Source organism: Synechococcus sp. A15-44, assembly GCF_014280115.1.
Classification (GTDB): Bacteria; Cyanobacteriota; Cyanobacteriia; order PCC-6307; family Cyanobiaceae; genus Parasynechococcus.
The window spans coordinates 513,858-531,878 of record NZ_CP047938.1; the positions used below are offsets into that span (position 1 = coordinate 513,858).

Consider the following 18,021-nt stretch of genomic DNA (forward strand, 5'->3'; position numbering starts at 1 on the left):
CCACAGATCAGATACCCGCATCGAGGCTGGGCTTGATCCTGCGTGGTGGCATCGGAGCGGGCTGCTTCCTTCAGGCCCGAGCTCACAGCCCTGGGCAGAGGGCGTAGCAGCACTGGCTTGGCTGCTGCTCGTCAGGACTGGAGGTGGGATCGCCACCAGGGCAGCGCACACCCACCGCATCCCTCGGCCAGTCCTCACGCTGCGTCAAGGATCAGGCCAGGCGCCCTCCTGCGTTGGGCGTCCTTGCCCCGGCATTGCGGCCGGCCGTTGGGGGTGGGGCTCTTCGCCGTCCTGTCGATGGCTTTCCCGCTTCCCCCCTCCCGCAACCTGCAGTCAGCTGCAGCCCTCAGCGGCTCGGCCCTCAAGGCCCGTGATGCTCTGGTGCTCGAGCACCTGCCTCTGGCTGATGCCATCGCCTCCGTCATGGCCCGGCGCCTGTTCCCGCTGGTGGAGCGGGAGGATCTGATCCAGGTGGCCCGAGAAGCTCTGATTCGCTCGGCTCCACTGTGCAGAGCCGGTGAGCCGGCTGCGCCCTATCTGCGCCGCTGCATCAGCGGGGCCCTGCAGCACCACCTGCGCGATCGCGTGCGCCTGGTGCGGGTGCCGCGCCGCCTGCATGAGCAGGGCCAATGCCCGCTGGGGCACGTCAGCCTCGATGCCAGCCTTGATGGCGAGCAGTGCCGGCTCGATCAGCTGGCTGCCCCCGAGCCCGAGATTCCCGCCAGCGGCGTTGAGCAGCAGCTGGGCTTAGAGCAGCTGGTCGATCAGCTGCCTGCCGCCCAGGCCACGGCCCTGAGGCTCACAGTTCTGGAGGGCCTGTCGCTGCGGGCTGCGGCTGAGCGGCTGGAGATCAGCTGCATGTCGGTGCAGCGCGCTCAGAAGAAAGCATTGGCAGCTCTGCGCCAGCAGCTGGCAGGTGGGGGCTGAGGCCCTCGTCTGACTTCCGTGCTGCTCTGCGTTGTTGCCAAGGCGTCGTCCGCAGGTCCCTCCATGCTGCGCGCCTGGGCAAGGGTGAGACGAGCCAGCCGGGCTGGACGTTCGGCTTCGCTTCGCTGCGCCTCAATCTGACAACGGGGCTGGCCCTTGCCGGGCGGCGCGCGGGCAGGGCGGGTCCTGCGTCTCCACACCCGTGGCTGTCCATCCCTCCCATCGCGCTGCGCTGTCGTTTCCCTCCGGGAATGCCAAAACCGGCCCGATCGCGGTCTCCAGCACCAGCCGGCTCACCTGTCCCTCCTCCTGTCCCCTGGCTGGCAATCAGGGTTGCTACGCCGAGGCGGGCTTCCACACCCGGCTGCACTGGGATCGGCTCAGCCGGGGCCAGGTCGGCGCCACGGCGGTGGCTTTCATCCGGCAGGTGATAGCACTGCCTGCCGGCACCCTCTTCCGTCATTGCGTCGCCGGCGATCAATGGCCTGATCCGGTCGATCCGCTGCGCATCGATCAGGCCCTCTTGCTTCAGCTGGCCCGGGCCTGCCGTCATCTGCGGGCAGCCTGGTCGTTCACCCACTACCCGATGTGCCCCGAAAATCAGGCCGCATTGCGGCAAGCAGCGGCCAAGGGGTTGGTGGTCAATGCCTCCACCGAGTCCCGCTCCAAGGCAGCGGCTTTAGTGCGCCAGGGCATCCCGGCGGTCTGTGTGGTGCCGTCCGATGCACCAGCGGTGTTCCACCACGAGGGCGTGCGCTTTGTCGCTTGTCCGGCCTGCCGCTCCGGTGCCGGCCCCAGGATTCAGTGCAGCAGCTGTGGCGGCCGTTTTGGTCTGCCCCTCTGCGCCCAGGCCGATCGGCCTTTTGTGATCACCTTCCCGGCCCATGGCCCCCGCGCAGCGGCAGCCACGGCCCACTGCAGCTGATGGGATTGCCCCTGATGAATGGGCTTGCTCCGGGCCTCGCCAGTCTGAGGCCCTCCTGATGTCGGGCCTCCCCTGGGCTCGGTTCCATCGCTGCGCCGCACCGGCGCCGATCTCCATGGCCCTCATCACCTCAATGGCTGCAGGTTTTGGCTCCCCCCAGGAGGATCCATTCCTGTTGCTGGAATCCACGCTCAAGGCGGTGGAGCGCATCCTGAGGCATGCCTCTCAGCAACCCCTGCAGCGCTGCTGGATTGATCACCCCTATGGAGAAGAGGAGCTCACCCGCCTTGAGGAGGAGGTGATCCCGGCCATCAGCCGCTGCCTGCAGCGCATTGATGAAATTGATCGTGCCCTGGAGCAGCAGCTGGAGGGGCCACGAGAACAGTCCCTGCAACGCCAAGCCAATGGAGGTTCGGATGGCGGCTGAGGGCTCCAGCACCCTCCAGATCCACTGTTTAACGGTGCTGCTGCATCGAGCCGTTCACAACCGTTCCTTCTGCTCGGCTTGCAGCCATGCCATGGCTTCTGCAGGACTGATGGTTTCGCACTGTTGATTCAGCCAGCACAAGCGCTGTTCCTCCCGCTCCGCCTCCATCGCCCGCTGCAGGTCCACGCGGGTGATCCGATAGCCGAGCTTGCGGCCCGCCAGGATCAGGGCATCGTTCGTGCGGCAGTGGCGCAGCAGCCAGCGGATCGAGGAATCCTGCTCGGCATCATCGACGAACCGCTCGAGTTCCTGCCTGCTCACAGAAGCTGCACCTCCACCTCCAGGGTGATCTGCAGCATGCCGTCAATCGATGCAATGACCAGGTTCACTTCGCTACCAATCACGACCCAGCCGTTGCCTGCCGATCGGCCAAGCGACTGTTGAAGGCTGAGCGAGGGAACCCTCCCACTGATGGGGAGGTGGTGGTTCCATTGCATCTCCAGCGGAGCCGAAAGAGAAAGGCAATTCAGCCGAATCTCCCGAGCGATTGGCTCCGCAACGTGACGATGGCAAGCGAAATCTCTGCCAAAGGCAATGCACCGAATCATTTCTGATGTCGGAATACCGGATAAAGCGCACAAACCAAGCCAATCACCATCGAACTGCAGTCGAAATGTCGGTACTCGCTCAAGGGACATGACGGGCGTCATGCCATGGATCAACACTGACAGGCTGCTACAGGTGGTGGCTACCTGAGCGCTGAAGTCAGGCTTCAGCGTCAAGCAGCTCAAGCTCCACTTCACGCCCTTTCAACCTATTGAGCATGTCGCGGCTGTGATCGATGGGCGATCCGTAGATCTCGAAGTCCATCTGGAACTGCGGCAGAACAGAGCGCAGACCACGGCGTTTCTGCCGTGCCAGATAACGATGAAAGCGGTTGAACGACCTTGATCGACTCATGGAAGCTCCTTCAATCGTGTTTCCGTTGTAAGGCTCCTCCAGGGGTGAGAACTGTGTTGAAACAAACCATCGAGAAAGCTTTTAATGCGCAAAAAAAACGCCCCTCGAGGGGGCGCTTGCTTGCCGATCAGTGACACCAGTTCAGCTAGTGGTAGCCACGCCCCGATCGGTGCAGGCGGCAGAGCTGCGAGCAATGGTCGGAGAAAGGTGGGCTGAAGTGTCGACACCGCGATAGGCGGTGACACGCAAATGGGCCAGTTGAGCCTCAGTGAGGCGTTGCTTGCGCTGGGTTGCGCGCTTGACGAGGTCGAGAGGTGACATCTACGTCTCCACAGTGTCCGGGTCCCCGTTGCATGACCCCGGATCGAACTGCACCTGCAAATGACAGGCCAACGATGTTTGTAATTTATCGAGGACGCTCAACGATCAGCGTGCTCAGCAGCACTGAGGCGGGTCTGTCAGCAGCACATTTTCAAGCGCAATTCGGCTTTCCCTACCGGCTCTGAGGCAAAAACCAGGCGTGCGCAAGCGCTGGAGGCCGCTGATCCTTCACCATCCCGTCGCTGGCTGCATGCCATCAATCGAGGCAAGACCAGGTTCACCGCGCTACCGATCCATGCTCGGCTTGTTCCAACTCCCGTGCCGCAGCCAGCAGGGCGCTTTTGCTCAGGCCGCGATCCAGCAACACGCCATGCCGCTGCTGCATGGCCGTGAGGATCGCTGCTTTGGTCATCGCCTGCAGATCCATGCCATCGGCGCTGCCGGCGGTTGGATCCTCAGCGGCTGCCGCCATCGCTTCTGTTGCTGGCATCAGCATTGATGGCTCGGCTTCCGCGTCCTGCATGGCCTCGCTCACGCTCGCCGCGCCAACTTCATCGGCTGGTGTGATCGGCACCTCTTCTTTCGCGTCTGCTGGGGGCATCGGCGCATCCAGGCCATTCAACCGTTGCCAGCCCAGCGCCTGCCAGCCCGCGCCATGCACCGCCGGGGTGTGGATGATCCGCTCCCCCAGGCGGTAGCTCTGCCAGTCCTCGCTGCTCTGTCCCATCGCGTTTCGTTTGGTGGTGGGCTGTCCTGTTGGGGGCGCTGTCATGGCAGCAGCGAGCGGCCGTTGATCTCCAGCCGCTCCACCCATTTGCTCTGCGCCTCCTGATAGCCGCTGTCGCCACTGCAAAGCAGCAGTGCCGGGGTGCGCTCCGCCGCTGGCAGGCCGCCATCACCGCTGACCGCATCCACCAGGCGGGCCTGCGGGCAGGCAGCCAGCAGATCCGTCAGGGAAAACACGTTCTCCAGCCAGCTGCTGCCATTGCTCAGCACCGGGCTGATGCCACCGGGGGCATTGCTGCCGTCGTATCCCACGATCAGCACACCGTGGGTGTCGGCCTGCCAACGGACCGTGAGCCGATTGCTGCCGTCATTGCGCGTTGCACCAATCGCCTCGCTGATCGCCGGGCTGAGTTGATCGCTGCAGCACACCAGCACGCGGATGTCTTCCCCGGCGGGATCACCAGCAGCGTTCAGGTCCACCAGCAGATTCAGGTAGGGCGTGGCCACCGTCACAGCTTGTGCTGGTTCCACATGGGGCCCAGCTGGACCGGCCTGGTTCTGCCAGACGATCAGCAGCTGCTGCAGCTCCCGCAGGGGCAGCCGGTCCAGACCGCAGGCGCCGTAGATCGCCTTGTTGCCGCTGCCGCCTCCCTGGAAAGCACCGGTCTCATTGGCCTGTGCGCTGGTGCTCAAGCAGATGCCCGCACCGCTGCAGTGCGGTTGCACCCGGGCGCTGTTCACCGAGCAATCGATCCCCGCCCGTAGCGGTCTGCGGCGCGGCATCTGCTGCCGCCAGCCCTGCTGCCGCCAGCGGTTGGCATGCACCACCGGCACCAGTTGCTGCAGGTTGTCCTTCTCCAGCGAGCGCCAGCTGCGGCTGCCCGGCAGCGCAGGCAGCCCAACGGCTCGGTTCTGTCGGCTCATGGCTGTCTCCTCAAACAGGCGCGGTTCAGGCGGGGAGGGTGGCGGTCAGGCCACAGCTGAGATCGGCCGGTGTACCCGGACTGGCGATCGCTCTGGCAGCTGCCATGCACGGCCACTGCACCTGGTCTGCATCGGCGGCATCGATTTGCAGGTCATGGCCGCTGATGAACGCCTCCACCCGACCGCCTTCTGCCGGCAGTGACACCGTGGCAGCGCTCTGGAAGCTGCCGAGGCTGCCATCCATCCGCTGCGGCGCCAGCTGCAGCTCCACCGTCACCGCCTGGTCGTGGCCGGAATGACAACAGATCAAGGAGAAGCGCACGGCGGCATCGAGCTTGGTGCTCAGCAGCACCTCGGTGCCGGATGCCCGCTGTTCGGCCACCGGGCGATCAGCGCCAGCGGCCACAGGACCGATCAGCACGGTGGCGGCATCAAGCAGGGGATTGCTCCGCGCTCGGATGTGAGGAATGGGCAGGCCGGCCATGGTTCAGGAATGGGGTGGATGGATGGAAGAAGGGAAGGGAAGGGAAGGAAGCGTGACCAACAAGGGCGGCAGCAGCGTTTCAAGGAGCCGCCGCTGCCGTCATCGCCGCCGGTGGCGTGATCCCATGCAGCCGGCCGGCGGATCTGGGGTGCAGCACGGCAAAGCCGACGTACCAATCCACCCGCGTGCGGAACACCGGCGCATCCGGCACCTCCCCCAGATCCCGCACCGAGATCCCATAACGCCCCTGGAATGGTCCCTGCAGGCCGGTCACCCCCTGATCACCGAGGGCGAGGCAGTAGATCGAGCTGGTGCCACCCGCCTCGTCGTAACCCATCACCTCACGGCCCTGGGCATCACGATCCACCGTCAGAATTTCGCAGTCCTGGTAGCGGTGCACCGTCATTCCCAGCGCATTGGTTTCAGCGCTGTAGGAACAGCACTGCTCGCTGCGGGCGAGGGCATTGAGCTGCCGCCGCATCGCTCGGCTCATCAGCAGCACCTTGGGCCGGCCCATGCCGTCCACCGAATCGATCAGGGCATCAAGTGGATCAAAACTCAGCGGTGCATCGCCGTTGTCGATCGCCATCGCATCCGCTGGCGGCAGCCGTTTGGCCAGGCCATCAAAGGCGCGGGCATCAGCGCTGGCATCACCGTTCACGATCGTGGCCTCCAGGGTGAGGCGCATCGAGCGGATCTTCATTTCGATCTGGCTGGCGCGGGCCTCGGGGCCCATCAGATCCACGATCGAGCGGTCCACATCCACATCACCACCAAAGAGATGCACCGCCTCAGCGCGTTGATCGATCACGCCATAGCTCTGGCTGTAGCCCTCGTTCACGGCACGAAAGCCAACGGCGGGCAGTTCTGCTTCTGCGGCATAGAACAAGCCGCTGCCGTTGATGTTCAGAAAGGGCAGGCGGCCGAGCAGTTCACCTTCTGAGAAGGTGCGCAGCACCGCCAGGTGTTCCAGGCGGGTTTCGTACTTGGCCGCCTCGATCAGGGTGAGGCCCATGGCAAGGGAAATGGGGCCAGGCCCCAGCGACGTCACCGTCTATTGCCGAGGCGGCAACGAACTCGCCAACGCAACAGGGAACGCTCAGCTCTGGCCGCAGATCACCCGCTGCAGCACCTGCTGGCAGTCCGTCTGCAAGGCCAGCGGTAGCCGTCCGATACGACGTTTCACCAGTGGCATGGCCAGAGTCGTCATGCGGCTGAGCCGCAACCTTGAGCTCGTCTTCAGGCCGGTATCTGAGAAGCCTGGATGCTCGGAGGGGATGTCAAGCTCATCGCGGGCTATGGGGCCGCTTACGTTGGAGCTGATGAACGCCAGCAGCACATCACCATGGCGATCGCTGGTGGTGATCACCAAAGCTGGCCGGGGCTTGGCCGCAGGCCCATCCGTGAACGGGAAGGCAACCAGCACGATGTCGTAGCGGCTGAGCATCAGCCGGCAACGATCGCTTCTCCGTCCGAGAAGCTGTAGAGGTCTGGCTCTGCGGCCAGATCGTCAAAGGCTCCACCCGCCATCGCCATCTCAGCCAGGGCTGCGTTGCTCAGGTCGCTGTTGTCCTGCTCCAGCTGCCTGAGCAGCCAGTGGCGATCGTCAGCCGGCAGGCTGCGGATCACGGCAAGCAGGTTCTCAGTGAGCTGGGGGTTGGTCATGGCCCCAGGCTAAGCAACCTGAACCGCAACGATCACCGCGCCCGGCCCCAGCGACGTCACCCGCGATCGCCGAGGCGGCAACAGCAGGAAACCGCTCTGCTGCCATGACCGCCACCGCTGCTTCTGCATCCCCGGCATCGCCTGCGGCCCAGGCACCGTTCAACGCCGAACGCTGGCGCCAGTTCTGGGACCACTGGAAAGCTCAGCCCCAGCAGCTGGAGGGCATCGAGCAGCTGCGCCAGGCCGTTATCAGCGCTGATCCAGCGATCCTCACCGAGGCCGCCCCCTGGCGCCAGTGCTTCTCGTCCTCTCCAGCAGCGCCCCCGGCTCCGTTCCAGACCAATCCCCTGCCAGTGGCTTGGGAAAACCAGAACGACAACGCCTCCGGTACGGGCTACCGCGAGTGCTTCTCCAGCAGCTGCGCCATGCTCGCCCGCTACTGGGGCAAGGTCAGCAGCGACGATGAGTACAACCTGATCCGCGCCCGCTTTGGCGACACCACCTCCGCAGAAGCGCAGCTGGCGGCCCTGCGCGCACTCGGGCTGACGGCGAACTTCGCCACCAACGGTGATCGCTCAGCACTGGAGGCCGAGATCCAGGCCGGCCGGCCCGTCGCCGTCGGCTGGTTGCATCACGGCCCCGCCACAGCTCCTACCGGAGGAGGCCACTGGAGTGTGGTGATCGGCTTCTCCAGCACGCATGCCATCCACCACGATCCCAATGGCGAGGCTGATCTGCTCCATGGCGGTTACACCGCCAACACCAATGGCGCCGCTCAGCATTACAGCTGGACGAACTGGCTACCGCGCTGGGAAGCGGATGGTCCCGGCAGCGGTTGGTGGCTCAGCTGCTGCGCCTGATGCTGATGGGTTTTCAGCGGGAGCGCTTTCTGCTGCGCGCCATCGCCGGACTGTTTGCGGTGCAGTTTCTGATCTTCCTGATCGGCCTGGCGGCCTGCATCGAGCAGAGCCGGCGCAGCACCGGTCCGGTCTGCAGCAACTACGGAGAACATCTGCAGCGCACCTTTGAAACCGCACTGGCCACCACCCTGGCGCTGCTGGGCGGCAGCAGCATCAAGGCAGAGCGATGACGCGGGTCCAGCTCAGCTGCAGGCCACAGAGCAGCGCGAGGTCTGACCCCATCCAGGCACTGGCCTGCTCGCTCGGCAAGGATCGAGCCTTGCACCCCTGCGGGGTGTCCTTGCCTGCGCTGCGCGGCCGTGCCTCATCGGTGGGGTCCCTCGCGATTGCGCTCCATGGCCTCCGCTGTTCAACCCCTCTCCTGCCCGATCCGTTTCCTCTGCATCCATCGCTACGCGCCTGGTGTGCGCAAAGGCGCCACCAGCCCCTATGAGCTGCAGTGGCTCGGTAAGCGCGGCAAACCCGTCAAGAAAATGCGCCTGATTCCCGCTGAGCGCGCTCATGCCATCGCCCGCAAGCTGCAGGGCACCCCCGGGGTCTCCGTCTCGGTGCTCTGAGCCATCGGGCCTCGGCTCCGCCCTGGCGTCTGCCCAGCGGTCGGCATCCGCCGGCTGCTGGGTTCTCTCGCGTTACTCCTCCAGTGCCCTCCGCTCACAGCCAGGAGCGATATCGGCTGCGCTGGCGCCGGGCCCGCTGCCGTGCTGCCCTTGATCCGAACTGGGGGCTGGAACCATCGCGTCTTCGGCGGACCCATGCGCCGCGGCGGATCAGGGCTGCATCCTCTGGCCTTGCCTGCTGCAGCGACACCAGCTCGCCGTAGCCCTGTTTCTGTCGCGCTTTGGCCCGTGCTCGGGCCTGCTGCCGGTTGCGGGCCTCCACCACCGTGGCGGTGCTGCGGCGTTGCCAGAAGGCGAGATAGAACATTCAACCCGCCCTTCAGCTGGCTGGTCGACCCTGGCTCCCGCGCCGTTCAGGCATCACAAAGCCGGCGCGGTACAGCTCCGCAGCACTCATCGCCTGGGGATTGAGCACTTCGCCAAATCCACCGGCAGCGGCCCCGCCCCCAGTGGTCAGTGCTGCATTGGACGTCAGGGACGTGTTGCCGATGGCTCCCCGTTGCTGAAACAGGAAGCCGTACACCGGATGCAGCCTGAGGGCATCCATGAAATCCGCCGTGCTCATCGGCCGGCCGTCATCCCCCAGCAACGGCTGGCCCTGACCGTCGAGTGGTTCGAGCTGGTCCTGGCCCTCCTTGCTGCTGCTGAGACGGAATGCATCCCACAACTGCCCTTTGAACACCTGAAAGAAGGTGCCGCGTCCATCACCACCGGTGCGGCCTTCCGCCTCTGAAAAGGCCCGTTCCAGCAGCCGTTCCTTGCGCAGTTCCTGCACCCGGTCATTGGCCGCATCCCGTTCGGCGGCAACGCTGGCCACCCGTTTGGTGGTGGCCTCCTCCATCTGCCGCTCGCGCAGTTCCAGCTGCTGTTCGAGGTGCTGCTTCTGTCGTTCCGCCTCCTGCAGGCGGGCGTATTCCTCCGGGTTGATCTCAGAAAAACGGGTCAGCTGCTGGCGCAGTCCGCGCAGTTCCTTCTCCAGCTGGTTGCTGCGGCGGCGTTCCGCCTTGAGCGCTTCTGTCAGGCCATCGCTGCCCTGCGTGATTCCTGCGTCCATCTCCGCTGGGGCACTGCGATCGGCAGCAACCGTGGTCGTGGCAGTTCCGTCGTTGTTGAGGGGCTGCTCTGGGTCCGTGGCGGCCTGGGTGTCGAGGAGATCGCTGCTGCTGTTGCTGTTGCCCGTGGCGCTGACGGCAGTGTTGCTGCTGCTGGCAGAAGTGGTGGTTGTGGAAGTGGAAGCCATGACCCGTCTCGGCTGTCAGTGGATGCGGCAGCCCATCGCGGCGCTGCCATCCCCTGTTGCCGAGGGAGGTTCAGCCAGCCCGATTGGGCTTGAGCGTGCCAAAGATCCGCTCACCGATCAGCGGCTGCACCAGCCCACCGATGCCGCCAGATCCGTAGTTGGCGCTGAACTCCAGGCCATGGAAGGCGGTGAATTGCGCGTAGGGGTCCACATCCGCCTCGCCAGCAGGGTTGAGCAGCGCCAGATCCCCCAGCCAGATCAGTCCCTCACAGGGCGCCACCACGGTGTTGCCGCCGCTGGCCACCCGCCGGCCGTGTCGCTGCCACACCAGGTCATTGCTCAGCCAGATCGCACCCGGGTTGGGCGGCAGGCGGGCGCTGCGGCAGATGAAGCCGTTGTAGGTGAAGTCACCGGTGTCCACCCCCGGGCCGTTCTCCTTGGCCGAGATGTAATTGGCGCGCTCGAGGAAGCACTCGAGCACATGACTGGCCACCACCGCGGAGGTGGTGTCACCGGGGATGGCGTTCTGATGCAGCAGCAGCCGGGCATTGGCAAACGGCTGCAGGGGCGTGGGGCCCCAGAGTGCAGCGTTGCGTCTGTGCTGCCCGCTCGAGAAACGGCGCGGGCTCACCATCGCCTGCGATGGCCGGAGCTCCATCGCTCAACCCCGCAGCATGGCGGTGGTGCCGTTCAAGCCTGCAGCGGCTGCAGTGAAGGACACCCAACTGCTCAGACCCGGCAGCAGCAACAGCAGCTGCTCGCCGTAGCGCCGCCGTTGGTTGAGCAGGGCAGCCCCCTCGGAGTGGGGGTTGGCGTAAACGGTCTCCAGCTCCACCCGCAGCAGGCTGGTGTCGTAGCTGATCACATCCGCCTTCTGCAGTGGCGCATCGCCGGCGGCGGCCACCGATCCAGCAATCGGCCCCGAGCTGCTCTGCCTCTCGATCGCTTGCTCCTGCTCAGGGCCGCTTGCCAGCAGTTGCTGATCGATCAGAGCCACCGCATCGAGCAACGCCCGTGCGCTCAGCACGCCGGCTGGATGCCGGCGCTCCAGATCCGCCATCGCCCGGCTGATCGCGTCGAGGCAGGGCACGGTGGCGGGCAGGGCCAGGGCCTGGCGGATCGATTCTGGGTCGTTCGGTTGCCAGAGGGAAGAAGGGCCTGCATCAGCAGCATGAAGCACAGTGAAGAGACCGGGGCTGAACGATCAGGAGCTGTTGCCGAGCCCCTGATCATCCCTGCCAGCGCCTCAATCAAGAGACCCAAGTTTTTGGCGCTCTTTCTCAGCCATTTCGGGATTGAGCTCTGCCCACCGCTTTAATGCAGGATTAGCATCAAGATAGGCATTGAAGCTGCATTGATATGCGCGAATCTTGAAATCACAGGACTCAAGCAATTCTTTTTCCTTTCGCGCCGCTTCTGTCTCTTGCTTCGCCTTGTAGTCCTTCTCGCGACCGCACGAGTTTAAATCGCCCAGATGAGGCTCGATGTTGGGGCAATTGGGGTCAATGATTGCCTTCATGTATTGATTGCCCCACCGCATGGTGGCGCGTCCACCAATAATTCCATACTCAATGTTTCTCCCCTCGCAGGTATGGCCTTTACCAGCAAGCTGCGGCTCATTGCTTCCAAATATCCCCATGGGGATGCACTTGATTGACCTGCATTGACCGCCGCCGGAGTAAGCGTATCCAGCGGGACAGGCGTTACCGAGCTCATCCTGCAATCCCATCCTCATTCTTGTTTCTGTGATAGGTGTTGTGTCACCCTTCATCGCCCTGACGCAGCCGGCATAATCCTTGGCTTCTACGCAAAGTTTATGGATCTTGGGATCCACCTCGGCGAAAGCAGGATTGGAGGCAATTAATACTGCAAGCGCGATAAAAGAACCCTTGACGACCATTTCCGTCTCTGCAAACCAAACACAACCATCTCAGCACTTCACGCCACTGACTGTCCAGGAGCTCACCCCTTGCTTCTATTCGGTTTTTGCATAAATCACGCGCCTTGAGGTGCGATGCCGGCCAGATCCCCCAGCCATTGCTGCAGGGCCGCGTCGCTCACGATCCCCCGCTCATGCAGCTGCAGCATCTCGCTCACCGTCGGTTGCGGTTTGGGTGACGGTGCCAGCGGGCTGATCTCCACCAGCAGCGCCGGCCCCTCCTGCACAGGAAGCGGTTCACCGGTGATCGCACACCAGTGCTGCAGCAGCGAGGAGAACATCGAGGCCTTTTGAATCGCCTGGCTCTGCAGCAGCGCATAGGCCTGGGATGCCGCCATCGAGATCTCCGTTGCCGTGCGGGGCGCCCCCTGCGTCGCCGCTGGGATCAGAGCATCGCGGCGCATCGCCTGATCCAGCACCTCCAGCCAGGTGCGGTGCTCCGCCAGGGAGCGGGCCTGGATCTCCACGAACTGGAAGCTGGCGCCCTCCGGCAGATCCAGCACCGTGTTGGGCCCCAGCACCACCGGCTCCTGCCGCGAGGCTCCGGTGCTGCTGCCCAGCGGCCCGGCCACCCCGGTGCGCACACCCACCGGCAGGGCGGTGCGATAGAGCAGCTCCTGGTAATCGCTCTGGCAGCGGAAGTGGTTGAGGTACTGGTGCGCCAGCCCCAGGTGCGGCAATTCCCCTTCTCCAAAGGCAGCGCCATGGCTGGCGTACCAGATCGCCGGTAGTTGCTGAATGCCGCTGTAGTGGCGTTGATCAAGCCGCTGCCGGCGCCAGCCGCTTGGGGATTGCGGATCTGCCACCAGGGCCTCGGTGGTGAGATGCATGCCCGATCCGCCGGGACCAGCCACCGACAGTGAGGCCGTTCGGTAGATCCAGGGGTGAAGCGGCGCCTCCTGCCTGGAAGCGTCCTCCCCATCGGTGGGCAGGCCATCGACCCGCCGCTCACGCCAGCTGATCGCCACCGGCAGGGAGCGCACATCCGGCTTGCGCCAATCGAGCACATCCCGGCGCTCCAGCAGCAGCAGCCGCGGCAACGAGAGCCGATCGCCGTTGCGCAACGCTTGCTGGCGGTCCCCCTCACTGGGCCATTGATGCTGCGGCGGGATCACCCCCACCAGGGCGGCGCCATCGCGCAGCACCAGCAGATCAGCGGCCTCCAGAAACACCCCCAGATCGGTGCCGCGTCCATCCACATCGCTGATCACCGCCTGCAGAGAGGCCGGCAGCTCCCGCCAGTGACTGGAGGCCAGCATCCCCGCGAAGGTGCGCAGCGCATCGCGAAAGAAGCCGGGCGGCAACGCCGCCTCCACCCGCCGCCGGTAGGCGGTTTCAGGCTCCCGCTCACCCCGGCTCAGGTAGTGCTCACGGCGATCCATGCCCGTCGGGGTGCAGAGCAGATGCCAGCAGTCCCGCACCAGTTCCAGTCGCGGCAGCAGTGCCGCCAGGCTGGGATGCAGCGGCGGGAATGGAGCGGTACTGCAAACGGCGTTCTTCGGCATGGCTGGGTCATGGCCGTGATGGCGTCAATCGGGTTGTCATCACGGCAGCTGTTGCCGATGGGGTCCAGCTCAACTCGCAACCGTGTTCTGCGACACAGCAGCACGTCGTTGGCAGGCAGAAAATCGATCGGGTTTTTGCTGCAGGAAGCACTTGCCCACTGCAACCGAATCAGGACATTCGTGATGCGAGAAGCCCTGTTCACCGTGAGCCGCACCGCCGATGGCGGCCTCAGTGCAACTAACAATGTCCTGCGACTTTCGATTGCCGCAAAAAGCCGAGAAGAACTCAAGGAAGAAGCGCGGGAGGCGTTGATCAGGGCCATCGGCCCGGCACATGTTGGCTACAGAGTGCGCCTGCAGGCGGATCTTCACCGTCAATCGCTCTCCGCTGGAGACGTCACAGGGAAGGCCACCACCCGCACGCTGCAGGCCTGAGTGATCTCACGCCAGCGGTCCGCGCTGATGCCCAGCCGCCCGAGCATCTCTGCCAACGGCTGGCCTTCCCGCAAGAGCTTCTGACCACGGGCATGGAGCTCCCGCCAGCGGCCCGGCACCGAAATCAGAAACCCTTTGTCGCGCAGGTAATGGGTGATCTCACCGTTCACAAAGGGCCGGGCGTAGGCGATGAAGTGGTTGGGGCTACGGCCCGGTCGGTGTCGGCGGTCATAACGGCGTGAAGCCTTGATCAGCCCGATGGCCGCCAATTGCTCCAGATCTTCTCTGGGATGGCCGGTACGACGGGCGTAATTGGCCGCCACTTTCGCGGCAAAGGGCAGGTGCTCCACCACCAGGGCATCCGCAGCAGCATGGGGTGAGCAAGGGCGCGGGGCACGAGCGCGATAGGGCGTTGTCACCCGGGCTGTGGCCTGCTGCGGCCGCGGGCGGTGCGTTGGTGCAGGTGGGGTCGTCATCAGACAAGAGATCGTCGTCGTGCTGTCAGCGGGAGAACAGCAAGGGTCGGGACGGGGCCTTGCCCTGGCTGCGCCAGTGCTGGTTCTGCAGCCAGATCACGCCCTGGCAGAAGGCATCCACCAGGTCGTCGTGGGCTGCATTGGGGAAACCGAGCAGCTCGCTGACCAGCACCTCGTTACCGCTGTGAAACGCCAGCTGACCGGCCTCCAGCAAGGGAGCCACCGCATGGGCGCGGCTGATCTTGCTGCCCTGCGGTCGCACGGCGATCAGGCCCGGGATCTGACGCCGCAGCAGCTGACACACCGCCGGGCCATTGGCGGCGTCCTCGATCAGCACCGCATCAGGGCTCTGGCCCTGCCCCAGCGCTCCCAGGGTCTGGCCGAGGAAGTGGACCACGCCCGGTAGATCGAGGCGGTGCTGCTGGCTCCAGAGCACCTCGATCCGGTGGCCACTGTCTGCGGGCGCCATAGGCGAGGCCGGTGGGCGTGTCCGGGCGGCGCTGCGGTGCAGCTGCTTACCGCGAGCCAGCGCCTGGGCCACCGGATGACGGGCCTCCGGTTCCGCCAGCAGACCCAGCAGGCAGAAGCCGCAGTAGTCGTTCTCCGCACCTCCCTTGAAGCTCAGGTCGCAGCTCAGCACCACAGCGGCATAGGGCCTTGGCTGGGCTTGTGTGACCTGGTGGCCGTTGCTGGTGGTTGTTGCGGGGCGTATCCACTCACGCCGGAACAGCAACCCCTCCGCCGGAGAGGGCCGCTGCTGATAGAGCGCGTTCCACCAGTAACTGCCGGCGCGGACGCGGATCTGCTCGAGCTCTGCCAAAGGAAAGCGCTCCGGGCACAGCGGCTCACCGCTCTGGCGCCAGTCCGCCTCCAGGCTGCAGCTGGCTGGGAACGTGATCTGCAGCTGGGTTGGTTCAGCAATCGCCGGCAGGTTGAGCACCTGCCAGTGCTGCGGGGCAGCACCGCTCTCCTGCTCCAGCAGCCAGCCGATCAGATCGTCCTGGTGCCAGCGGGTCAGCACCACCACCTGCGCTGCACCTGCAGGGCCCGATCGCGACTGCCGCTTTGGGGCCGGCCCCAGAGGGGCGGGTTCAGCGCGGGTAAGCCAGACGGACTGGAACCACTCGATCAGCTTCTGGCGCTGGGCCGCCGAGTTGGCGTCTTCTGGCCCCTTGTAGGGGTCATCGATGATCCCCAGTGCATAGCCCTTGCCGGTGAACGGGCCGCGCACACCGGCGGCAATGCAGCCACCTCGCTCGGGCGTCAGCCAGTTGCCCACCGCCGTTGAGTCCTTGGAGAGGGGATGACCGACAGCGCGGTAGTAATGCCGGGCCTCACGGCTGTGGGCGTAGGCCAGCTCCGCCGAATAGGAGGCAATCGCGCAGAAACGGTGCGGATAGCGGCTCACCCAGTAGGCCGGGAAGAGCTTGGAGACCAGCAGCGATTTGCCCAGCCGCGGCGGGCAGCAGACGATCAGACGGTTGAGCTCGCCATCGGCCACCCGCTGCAGCAGAGCGATCAAGCGCTCAGCCCAGGTGTGAAAGGCGTAGCCGGGATAAGCAGCCACGATGAAATCCCGGAAGGCCGGCTGGACCAGCTGTCCATGCTGCTGACGGCTGGGATCAGGAACATCCAGCAGCCCCCAGTCGGCCCAACGGTCGCTGGCCGGATCGAGAAGCAGACCGGCGTCCTGACCAGAAGACCGCGAGGAAAAACGGCTCATCAGCTTTTGCTCTCCGGTGGTTTCAGCGGCGCCCGCAGCAGGCCGCCGATCTCAGCGATCACCCGAAAAGCACCGACGGCGGCACTGAATTGCTCGGCATCCATCGCCCGACGGGCGCAGTCATTGAGCGCAAAGATCTGCTCGGCCTGGTGGCGGCGCCGGTCGGAGATCAGCTCCTCCACCATGCGTTCGCGGGCCAGGTTGAGGTAGCGGTTGATCGTCTGGGTGTTCTTCACCCCCCAGCTTTCACGAGCTTTTTCGGCAATCAGCGCCAGCGGAACGCGTTGTGCGATCCAGAGCTGCGCTTCTGCCACGCGCCGCTCCACCTCCAGCCGCGAGGGCCGCGGGGGTGGTTGCAAAGCCAGGCCCCGCGTGCGGCGCGGGGGATTGGCATGCCCGATCGGGCGGGCGGGGTCGGTGGGCTCATACAGCGGCTGGCCGTTGTCATCTTCTGCGCTGGCAGCAGAGCGCAACTCCTCCACCGGATCAGCGGCAGCCTGGTTGGGAGTGCGCGGCGGCATCAGCTCAGAACGGCAGTGCCGGAGTCTTGGGGGCACGGATGGTCCAGAAGGGTTTGCCACGCTTTTCGCTGGCGCTGCCCTGCTGGATGGCGAGATCCCTGGCGGCCTTGAGTTTCTGCTCGATCTGCTGCACTGCCGGCGGGAACGCGTAGCTCAGCCGGCCGGGGCTGTGGGCAAAGGCCCAGTCGTTGTGGCAGAAGGAGAGATCCAGCTGACCGGCGGCCATCGCCTCGCTGAGGGCCTCCAGCAGTGGTTCGAGCTGCTGCTCCAGCTGCTTCTGCTGGGCCTTGAGGGCCGTGATCGCATCGAGCAGGGCATCGATGGCATCAGAGGGCGCCGCGACAGATTCAGCGGGGGCAGCGGGCATCACCATGAGCACGGCATTCAGAGACCAGCAGAGAAGAGCCAGCCAGGAACTCACTGTATGAGCTCTGTGCTGCGAGCTGCAATGACAGGAGCTGTTAATTCCTAGCAGTCGTCTCCCTGTGCTCAGAAAGGCCTGTGAGAGAGGCAGTAGCTGCTCCAAACGGCAGCCCAGGCTGACAGGCACTGCTCACGGCTGTAGAAGGTGCTGCAGGAGGCCTCGCCTGGCTTGCTCCAGATCGTCTGGCCCAGCTCATAGTGGTTCCCCTGCGACGCCTCCAGCACCATGTAGCCGCCGAGCTGGGCAGCGGTGGAATAGGGCCGGCCATGAGCCGAGAGGGTCTTGAGGTCGTAGAGCACCCGCACCGGTTGGCCCTGGCGTTCGCTCAGCGCGGGTGAGACATACGCCCCATCGAAGGCCCCGGCCACGTTCCGGGTGAGGCAGCAGCCGAGCCGCTCGCTGGCGATCACCTGCACCTCCTCCCAGAGTGGCAGCTGCAGCAGCGGCAGGATCCAGTCCCGGTATGGGTGATGGCCTGGCACGGTTTCAGCTTCCAGCAGTGCATCAGCTGGGCTCTTGCCCACCAGGAAGCGAGCCTGGCTGTAGCGCTCCAGGGCCGCGTGCACCGTGATGCCCCGGGGCTCCCAGATCGGCCGCTTGGCCTCGATCGCCCGTTTGGCGGTCTCGCTCAGGCCATGGGCCAGCACGCCCGTGATCGACACCGGGAAGAGGTGATCCCCCAGCCAGTAGCGGTGCGCTGCCTCATCCCGCCAGAGGCCGGGGATGGGTTCCAGCCAGGTCGCCGTCAGCATGGCCGTTTCCCTTGCAACGGGCCGTGACAGCAGGCGTCACAGCCGAAATCGCGCTCCAGAGCAGGGGTTAAGCGGCCCCTGTGACGTTGTAACCCTCTTTCTATAAATAG

29 protein-coding genes are annotated in these 18,021 nt (G+C 65.1%); 6 read left to right on the forward strand and 23 right to left on the reverse strand.

Annotated features, from left to right (window positions below; genetic code table 11):
• Nucleotides 1–82: 82 nt before the first annotated feature.
• Nucleotides 83–208: a hypothetical protein gene (locus tag SynA1544_RS14605; protein WP_255477693.1), complete on the reverse strand. Its 126-nt coding sequence runs from the start codon at nucleotides 206–208 to the stop codon at nucleotides 83–85.
• 35 nt (nucleotides 209–243) lie between these two features.
• Here SynA1544_RS14605 and SynA1544_RS02785 point away from each other — a divergent pair, with 35 nt between their 5' ends.
• The 3 genes from SynA1544_RS02785 (at nucleotide 244) to SynA1544_RS02795 (ending at nucleotide 2,279) form a co-directional block, all read left to right on the forward strand.
• Nucleotides 244–927, forward strand: coding sequence for a sigma-70 family RNA polymerase sigma factor (locus SynA1544_RS02785; protein WP_186514744.1), 684 nt, complete (start codon nucleotides 244–246; stop codon nucleotides 925–927).
• A gap of 202 nt (nucleotides 928–1,129) precedes the next feature.
• On the forward strand, nucleotides 1,130–1,852 hold the full coding sequence (locus SynA1544_RS02790; RefSeq protein ID WP_186514745.1) for a hypothetical protein: 723 nt from the start codon (nucleotides 1,130–1,132) through the stop codon (nucleotides 1,850–1,852).
• Between the two features lie 58 nt (nucleotides 1,853–1,910).
• On the forward strand, nucleotides 1,911–2,279 hold the full coding sequence (locus tag SynA1544_RS02795; protein WP_255477694.1) for a hypothetical protein: 369 nt from the start codon (nucleotides 1,911–1,913) through the stop codon (nucleotides 2,277–2,279).
• A 54-nt stretch (nucleotides 2,280–2,333) separates the two neighbouring features.
• Here the strand turns inward: SynA1544_RS02795 and SynA1544_RS02800 are convergent, their stop codons facing one another.
• The 10 genes from SynA1544_RS02800 to SynA1544_RS02845 all read right to left on the reverse strand — a co-directional run bounded on the left by SynA1544_RS02800 (nucleotide 2,334) and on the right by SynA1544_RS02845 (nucleotide 7,359).
• Nucleotides 2,334–2,600, reverse strand: coding sequence for a Nif11-like leader peptide family natural product precursor (locus SynA1544_RS02800; protein ID WP_186514746.1), 267 nt, complete (start codon nucleotides 2,598–2,600; stop codon nucleotides 2,334–2,336).
• Nucleotides 2,597–3,061: a hypothetical protein gene (locus tag SynA1544_RS02805; RefSeq protein ID WP_186514747.1), complete on the reverse strand. Its 465-nt coding sequence runs from the start codon at nucleotides 3,059–3,061 to the stop codon at nucleotides 2,597–2,599. Before SynA1544_RS02805 ends, SynA1544_RS02800 begins: the two co-directional genes overlap by 4 nt.
• Nucleotides 3,045–3,239, reverse strand: coding sequence for a hypothetical protein (locus tag SynA1544_RS02810; RefSeq protein WP_186514748.1), 195 nt, complete (start codon nucleotides 3,237–3,239; stop codon nucleotides 3,045–3,047). The genes SynA1544_RS02805 and SynA1544_RS02810 overlap by 17 nt, the downstream gene beginning before the upstream one ends.
• Before the next feature lie 141 nt (nucleotides 3,240–3,380).
• A complete protein-coding gene (locus SynA1544_RS02815; protein WP_255445853.1) occupies nucleotides 3,381–3,560 on the reverse strand; it encodes a hypothetical protein in 180 nt (59 codons plus the stop codon).
• 277 nt (nucleotides 3,561–3,837) lie between these two features.
• Nucleotides 3,838–4,332 (reverse strand): hypothetical protein, encoded by a 495-nt coding sequence (locus SynA1544_RS02820; protein WP_186514749.1) that lies wholly within the window; start codon nucleotides 4,330–4,332, stop codon nucleotides 3,838–3,840.
• Nucleotides 4,329–5,210 carry a hypothetical protein gene (locus SynA1544_RS02825; protein ID WP_186514750.1) on the reverse strand — a complete coding sequence of 294 codons (882 nt, stop codon included), beginning with the start codon at nucleotides 5,208–5,210 and terminating at the stop codon, nucleotides 4,329–4,331. Before SynA1544_RS02825 ends, SynA1544_RS02820 begins: the two co-directional genes overlap by 4 nt.
• A 25-nt stretch (nucleotides 5,211–5,235) precedes the next feature.
• The gene (locus tag SynA1544_RS02830; protein ID WP_186514751.1) at nucleotides 5,236–5,694 is read right to left on the reverse strand and encodes a hypothetical protein; all 459 of its coding nucleotides are present in this window, start codon (nucleotides 5,692–5,694) and stop codon (nucleotides 5,236–5,238) included.
• 79 nt (nucleotides 5,695–5,773) lie between these two features.
• Nucleotides 5,774–6,709, reverse strand: a complete 936-nt coding sequence (locus tag SynA1544_RS02835) for a major capsid protein (protein WP_186513721.1) — start codon at nucleotides 6,707–6,709, stop codon at nucleotides 5,774–5,776.
• Nucleotides 6,710–6,793: 84 nt separating this feature from the next.
• Complete coding sequence (locus tag SynA1544_RS02840) at nucleotides 6,794–7,141, reverse strand: type II toxin-antitoxin system PemK/MazF family toxin (RefSeq protein WP_186514752.1); 348 nt, start codon at nucleotides 7,139–7,141, stop codon at nucleotides 6,794–6,796.
• Nucleotides 7,141–7,359, reverse strand: coding sequence for a hypothetical protein (locus SynA1544_RS02845; protein ID WP_186514753.1), 219 nt, complete (start codon nucleotides 7,357–7,359; stop codon nucleotides 7,141–7,143). The genes SynA1544_RS02840 and SynA1544_RS02845 overlap by 1 nt, the downstream gene beginning before the upstream one ends.
• Nucleotides 7,360–7,463: 104 nt before the next feature.
• Between SynA1544_RS02845 and SynA1544_RS02850 the strand changes: the two genes are divergently transcribed.
• From SynA1544_RS02850 to SynA1544_RS02860, 3 genes are all read left to right on the forward strand, one after another.
• Nucleotides 7,464–8,219, forward strand: coding sequence for a C39 family peptidase (locus SynA1544_RS02850; RefSeq protein ID WP_186514754.1), 756 nt, complete (start codon nucleotides 7,464–7,466; stop codon nucleotides 8,217–8,219).
• Nucleotides 8,198–8,449, forward strand: coding sequence for a hypothetical protein (locus SynA1544_RS02855; RefSeq protein ID WP_186514755.1), 252 nt, complete (start codon nucleotides 8,198–8,200; stop codon nucleotides 8,447–8,449). Before SynA1544_RS02850 ends, SynA1544_RS02855 begins: the two co-directional genes overlap by 22 nt.
• Before the next feature lie 165 nt (nucleotides 8,450–8,614).
• The gene (locus SynA1544_RS02860; protein WP_186514756.1) at nucleotides 8,615–8,836 is read left to right on the forward strand and encodes a hypothetical protein; all 222 of its coding nucleotides are present in this window, start codon (nucleotides 8,615–8,617) and stop codon (nucleotides 8,834–8,836) included.
• A gap of 94 nt (nucleotides 8,837–8,930) precedes the next feature.
• Here SynA1544_RS02860 and SynA1544_RS02865 read toward each other — a convergent pair whose 3' ends face one another.
• From SynA1544_RS02865 to SynA1544_RS02920, 12 genes are all read right to left on the reverse strand, one after another.
• Nucleotides 8,931–9,203, reverse strand: coding sequence for a hypothetical protein (locus SynA1544_RS02865; RefSeq protein WP_186514757.1), 273 nt, complete (start codon nucleotides 9,201–9,203; stop codon nucleotides 8,931–8,933).
• Between the two features lie 12 nt (nucleotides 9,204–9,215).
• Nucleotides 9,216–10,136 (reverse strand): hypothetical protein, encoded by a 921-nt coding sequence (locus SynA1544_RS02870; protein ID WP_186514758.1) that lies wholly within the window; start codon nucleotides 10,134–10,136, stop codon nucleotides 9,216–9,218.
• A 70-nt stretch (nucleotides 10,137–10,206) separates the two neighbouring features.
• Complete coding sequence (locus SynA1544_RS02875) at nucleotides 10,207–10,794, reverse strand: hypothetical protein (protein ID WP_186514759.1); 588 nt, start codon at nucleotides 10,792–10,794, stop codon at nucleotides 10,207–10,209.
• A gap of 3 nt (nucleotides 10,795–10,797) precedes the next feature.
• Nucleotides 10,798–11,316, reverse strand: coding sequence for a hypothetical protein (locus SynA1544_RS02880; protein WP_186514760.1), 519 nt, complete (start codon nucleotides 11,314–11,316; stop codon nucleotides 10,798–10,800).
• 66 nt (nucleotides 11,317–11,382) lie between these two features.
• Complete coding sequence (locus SynA1544_RS02885; protein ID WP_186514761.1) at nucleotides 11,383–12,036, reverse strand: hypothetical protein; 654 nt, start codon at nucleotides 12,034–12,036, stop codon at nucleotides 11,383–11,385.
• 95 nt (nucleotides 12,037–12,131) lie between these two features.
• Nucleotides 12,132–13,580, reverse strand: coding sequence for a DUF4055 domain-containing protein (locus SynA1544_RS02890; RefSeq protein WP_186514762.1), 1,449 nt, complete (start codon nucleotides 13,578–13,580; stop codon nucleotides 12,132–12,134).
• A gap of 69 nt (nucleotides 13,581–13,649) precedes the next feature.
• Nucleotides 13,650–13,952, reverse strand: coding sequence for a hypothetical protein (locus tag SynA1544_RS02895; protein ID WP_186514763.1), 303 nt, complete (start codon nucleotides 13,950–13,952; stop codon nucleotides 13,650–13,652).
• A 2-nt stretch (nucleotides 13,953–13,954) separates the two neighbouring features.
• Nucleotides 13,955–14,491 (reverse strand): sigma-70 family RNA polymerase sigma factor, encoded by a 537-nt coding sequence (locus SynA1544_RS02900; protein ID WP_186514764.1) that lies wholly within the window; start codon nucleotides 14,489–14,491, stop codon nucleotides 13,955–13,957.
• 25 nt (nucleotides 14,492–14,516) lie between these two features.
• On the reverse strand, nucleotides 14,517–16,214 hold the full coding sequence (locus SynA1544_RS02905) for a terminase (RefSeq protein ID WP_186514765.1): 1,698 nt from the start codon (nucleotides 16,212–16,214) through the stop codon (nucleotides 14,517–14,519).
• Nucleotides 16,214–16,735 carry a hypothetical protein gene (locus tag SynA1544_RS02910; protein ID WP_186514766.1) on the reverse strand — a complete coding sequence of 174 codons (522 nt, stop codon included), beginning with the start codon at nucleotides 16,733–16,735 and terminating at the stop codon, nucleotides 16,214–16,216. Before SynA1544_RS02910 ends, SynA1544_RS02905 begins: the two co-directional genes overlap by 1 nt.
• A 4-nt stretch (nucleotides 16,736–16,739) precedes the next feature.
• A complete protein-coding gene (locus tag SynA1544_RS02915) occupies nucleotides 16,740–17,102 on the reverse strand; it encodes a hypothetical protein (RefSeq protein WP_186514767.1) in 363 nt (120 codons plus the stop codon).
• A gap of 122 nt (nucleotides 17,103–17,224) precedes the next feature.
• The gene (locus SynA1544_RS02920) at nucleotides 17,225–17,911 is read right to left on the reverse strand and encodes a hypothetical protein (protein WP_186514768.1); all 687 of its coding nucleotides are present in this window, start codon (nucleotides 17,909–17,911) and stop codon (nucleotides 17,225–17,227) included.
• Nucleotides 17,912–18,021 lie beyond the last annotated feature (110 nt).

Excerpts from the sequence above, each read along its gene's own strand:
- SynA1544_RS02870 (WP_186514758.1), bottom strand. The coding sequence starts at position 10,136 with ATGGCTTCCACTTCCACAACCACCACTTCTGCCAGCAGCAGCAACACT.
- SynA1544_RS02920 (WP_186514768.1), bottom strand. The coding sequence starts at position 17,911 with ATGCTGACGGCGACCTGGCTGGAACCCATCCCCGGCCTCTGGCGGGAT.
- SynA1544_RS02830 (WP_186514751.1), bottom strand. The coding sequence starts at position 5,694 with ATGGCCGGCCTGCCCATTCCTCACATCCGAGCGCGGAGCAATCCCCTG.
- SynA1544_RS02875 (WP_186514759.1), bottom strand. The coding sequence starts at position 10,794 with ATGGAGCTCCGGCCATCGCAGGCGATGGTGAGCCCGCGCCGTTTCTCG.
- SynA1544_RS02840 (WP_186514752.1), bottom strand. The coding sequence starts at position 7,141 with ATGCTCAGCCGCTACGACATCGTGCTGGTTGCCTTCCCGTTCACGGAT.
- SynA1544_RS02810 (WP_186514748.1), bottom strand. The coding sequence starts at position 3,239 with ATGAGTCGATCAAGGTCGTTCAACCGCTTTCATCGTTATCTGGCACGG.
- SynA1544_RS02910 (WP_186514766.1), bottom strand. The coding sequence starts at position 16,735 with ATGCCGCCGCGCACTCCCAACCAGGCTGCCGCTGATCCGGTGGAGGAG.
- SynA1544_RS02845 (WP_186514753.1), bottom strand. The coding sequence starts at position 7,359 with ATGACCAACCCCCAGCTCACTGAGAACCTGCTTGCCGTGATCCGCAGC.
- SynA1544_RS02835 (WP_186513721.1), bottom strand. The coding sequence starts at position 6,709 with ATGGGCCTCACCCTGATCGAGGCGGCCAAGTACGAAACCCGCCTGGAA.
- SynA1544_RS02860 (WP_186514756.1), top strand. The coding sequence starts at position 8,615 with ATGGCCTCCGCTGTTCAACCCCTCTCCTGCCCGATCCGTTTCCTCTGC.
- SynA1544_RS02900 (WP_186514764.1), bottom strand. The coding sequence starts at position 14,491 with ATGACGACCCCACCTGCACCAACGCACCGCCCGCGGCCGCAGCAGGCC.
- SynA1544_RS02865 (WP_186514757.1), bottom strand. The coding sequence starts at position 9,203 with ATGTTCTATCTCGCCTTCTGGCAACGCCGCAGCACCGCCACGGTGGTG.
- SynA1544_RS02795 (WP_255477694.1), top strand. The coding sequence starts at position 1,911 with ATGTCGGGCCTCCCCTGGGCTCGGTTCCATCGCTGCGCCGCACCGGCG.
- SynA1544_RS02850 (WP_186514754.1), top strand. The coding sequence starts at position 7,464 with ATGACCGCCACCGCTGCTTCTGCATCCCCGGCATCGCCTGCGGCCCAG.
- SynA1544_RS02825 (WP_186514750.1), bottom strand. The coding sequence starts at position 5,210 with ATGAGCCGACAGAACCGAGCCGTTGGGCTGCCTGCGCTGCCGGGCAGC.
- SynA1544_RS02885 (WP_186514761.1), bottom strand. The coding sequence starts at position 12,036 with ATGGTCGTCAAGGGTTCTTTTATCGCGCTTGCAGTATTAATTGCCTCC.
- SynA1544_RS02915 (WP_186514767.1), bottom strand. The coding sequence starts at position 17,102 with ATGCCCGCTGCCCCCGCTGAATCTGTCGCGGCGCCCTCTGATGCCATC.
- SynA1544_RS02820 (WP_186514749.1), bottom strand. The coding sequence starts at position 4,332 with ATGACAGCGCCCCCAACAGGACAGCCCACCACCAAACGAAACGCGATG.
- SynA1544_RS02815 (WP_255445853.1), bottom strand. The coding sequence starts at position 3,560 with ATGTCACCTCTCGACCTCGTCAAGCGCGCAACCCAGCGCAAGCAACGC.
- SynA1544_RS02890 (WP_186514762.1), bottom strand. The coding sequence starts at position 13,580 with ATGCCGAAGAACGCCGTTTGCAGTACCGCTCCATTCCCGCCGCTGCAT.
- SynA1544_RS02905 (WP_186514765.1), bottom strand. The coding sequence starts at position 16,214 with ATGAGCCGTTTTTCCTCGCGGTCTTCTGGTCAGGACGCCGGTCTGCTT.